Origin of the sequence: Vicingus serpentipes (assembly GCF_007993035.1) — a bacterium.
In the GTDB taxonomy this organism is placed as follows: Bacteria; Bacteroidota; Bacteroidia; order Flavobacteriales_E; family Vicingaceae; genus Vicingus; species Vicingus serpentipes.
Genome location: NZ_VOOS01000013.1, coordinates 1 through 2819, shown reverse-complemented (window position 1 = coordinate 2819; position 2819 = coordinate 1). Strand labels below are relative to the sequence as shown.

1 protein-coding gene is annotated in these 2819 nt (G+C 37.2%); it reads left to right on the top strand.

The window, feature by feature from the left end; translation table 11 throughout:
- A partial coding sequence (locus FRY74_RS12930) for a beta strand repeat-containing protein (RefSeq protein ID WP_170228033.1) occupies positions 1-2819 on the top strand: 2819 nt, incomplete at both ends.

The window sequence follows — 2819 nt, the reverse complement described above, 5'->3', positions numbered from 1 at the left end:
AGGTATTGTAGTTAATGGAACTACTTATGATGCTTCAAATCCAACAGGAACAGAAGTAATTACTAACGTAGGTCCAAATAATTGTGATAGTACCGTAACAATTAATTTAAATGTATTACCAGTAAAAACAGGCACAGTAAGTAATACGATATGTTTTGAGGATGCGGGTATTGTAGTTAATGGAACCACTTATGATGCTTCAAATCCAACAGGAACAGAAGTAATTACTAACGTAGGGCCAAATAATTGTGATAGTACCGTAACAATTAATTTAAATGTATTACCAGTAAAAACAGGCACAGTAAGTAATACGATATGTTTTGAGGATGCGGGTATTGTAGTTAATGGAACGACATATGATGCTTCAAATCCAACAGGTACAGAAGTAATTACTAACGTAGGGCCAAATAATTGTGATAGTACCGTAACAATTAATTTAAATGTATTACCAGTAAAAACAGGTACAGTAAGTAATACGATATGTTTTGAAGATGCGGGTATTGTAGTTAATGGAACTACTTATGATGCTTCAAATCCAACAGGAACAGAAGTAATTACTAACGTAGGTCCAAATAATTGTGATAGTACGGTAACAATTAATTTAAATGTATTACCAGTAAAAACAGGAACAGTAAGCAATACGATATGTAGTTATGAAAGTGTTTTGGTAAATGGAACTACTTATGATGCTTCAAATCCAACAGGAACAGAAGTAATTACTAACGTAGGTCCAAACAATTGTGATAGTACCGTAACAGTTAATTTAACAATTACCCCAGATCCAGTGATAGGGATAACCACAGCGTCAGAGTGTGAGAATGTCCCGGGGTCTGGCGAGGCTTTAAATATAGATGTAACAGGTTTAGATGCTGCGATTCATGGAACAGGAACAGTTGTTTGGTATACAGATAATACCTATACAACAACTTTTAATCCGACAAATGAGACAGTAAGTAATGGGGAAGTATTTTACTTTGAATTAACATCAAATAGTTGTACAGTTCAAGGGTCAGTGACTTATAATGTATCAGGAAATATTGTGTTAAATGATCCAATGCCAGAGTTGTGTGAAGATGTAGCAGGAGGAGGAATTGCAGCGGGTATAGATTTAACCACTTATAACAATGCAGTTTTTGCAGGAGCTTCGAGTTACACGTGGGCAACAGGTCCAACAGGCGTGACGATTAATGATGGAGACAGCATTAATATTCAAGTACAACAAGGAAGTTGTCCAACAGTAGATATTTTTGTACACTTTACCGTTAACCCATTACCTACCTCTAACCCAAGTTCAATGGAGTTGTGTGAAGATGCAGCAGGAAGTGGACAAGCTAGTTTTGATTTAACTACATTGAATACAGCTGTTAATGGAGGGTCAGGAAATGTAACGTGGTTTACAGATGCAGGGACAAGTAGTTCAATTGGAACGCCTAGCGCATATGTAACCGGAAGTACAACAGTTTATGCATTAGTAACAGATGCAACAACAAGCTGTACAGATACAGCTGCAGTAGTGTTAACAGTAAACTCATTACCAAACTCAAACCCTTCAGCAATGGAGATGTGTGATGAGGGGGGCAATCAAGCAACATTTGATTTAACATCGTTAGACAATACAATCAATGGAGGAACATCAGATGTGGTAACATGGTTTACAGATGCAGCAACAAGTGGTTCAATAGGAACACCTGGAGCATATGTAACCGGAAGTACAACAGTTTACGCATTAGTAACAGATGGAACAACAAGTTGTACAGATACAGCCGCAGTAGTGTTAACAGTAAATCCATTACCAACAGTTGCGAATACAACAATAAATCTATGTGATGATGGATCAGGACAAGCTAGTTTTGATTTAACCTCAGTAGATAATACCGTAAATGGAGGAACAGCAAATGTGGTGACATGGTTTGATGATGCGTTAGCAACATCTCCAATAGGAACACCTGGAGCATATGTAACAGGAAATGATACAGTGTATGCAGTAGTAACAGATGGCACTACTTTATGTATGGATACCACAGATGTATATTTAATTATAGATCCTCTGCCTGTAGCAAATGATCAAACACCACAGTTGTGTGAAGATGCATCTACACCAGGTACTGTTGCGGGAGTTGATTTAACCTTATTAAACGGTTCAATTGATGGAGGAGCAGGTAGCACATTAACATGGTATACAGATGCAGGATTAGTAACACCAGTAGGAACACCAACAAATACAACGGTAAATGATAATGATGTGTTTTATGTGTTAGTAGATAATGGCACATGTTCAGATACAGCGATGGTTACTTACACCGTAACTAGTACAATATCATTAACAGATCCTTCTCCAGTATTATGTGAAGACACATTTGGATCAGGTAACGTTACCAACATTGATTTAACAAGTTACAATACTGCAGTATATAGTGGGGCAGGAGCAACCTATACTTGGTACACAGATGCTGGATTGTTAACTCCAGTAGGTACGCCAACAAATGTTACAGCAAGCAATGGAACAATTTTTTATGTAGATGTTGTAGATGGGACATGTAATAACAACACAACATTAACATTTACAGTTAATGGACAAAGTGTAGGAACAGTAGATTCAACAATTTGTAATGGAGGTTCAGTAACTGTGAATGGAACAGTTTACAGTAGTGCAACAACATTAACAGGAGTTGAGATATTTACATCAGCGAATAACTGTGATAGTACTGTAACGGTAACCATTACGGAATTACCATTAATCACAAGCACATTAGATTCAACAGTATGTAATGGCGGGTCGTTTGTGTTCAATGGAACAACCTATGATGCAGCTAATCCAA